Consider the following 436-nt stretch of genomic DNA (forward strand, 5'->3'; position numbering starts at 1 on the left):
GGTGTGCAGCGGTCCAGGAGAGCCGCTGCGGCGGGATTGCCGCGCAGGGCGCGCAGGGCCGCGAGGTCGTCGGGGAGGGGGCGGTAACCGGTCCCCAGGGCCTCGTCCAGGAGAGCGAGGTAGCCGGCGGCGGTGCCGGGGAGGGCGGCGCGGTAACGGCCCAGGTCGGCCACGAGGAAGGCACGCAGCCTGGCCCCTTCCCGCAGCGCCTCGTCGAGCGACTGTGCGAGACGGAGACAGTCCTGGACGTCGTCGGCCGAGGCGGGGGCGGGGTGGAGGGCAAGAGCGAGGGCGCGGCGGAGCACACGCAGCTCCTCCACGCCGAACGCCATGCCGCCGCGGGATCCGTATGGCGTGGGCATGCGGCGACGATACGCGCTAATCAGACAAATCTCACATAGGGGGCACTGGTGTGGCGTGGGGGACCACTCGGGTG

Annotated in this window: 1 pseudogene; it reads right to left on the reverse strand. The window is 73.2% G+C overall.

The annotated features are described in order from the left end of the window. Window positions 1-362: pseudogene (locus ADK65_RS02925) on the reverse strand (hypothetical protein); the annotation flags it as partial. Window positions 363-436: the final 74 nt, after the last annotated feature.

This window comes from Streptomyces sp. NRRL B-1140 (assembly GCF_001280065.1).
GTDB lineage: Bacteria > Actinomycetota > Actinomycetes > Streptomycetales > Streptomycetaceae > Streptomyces.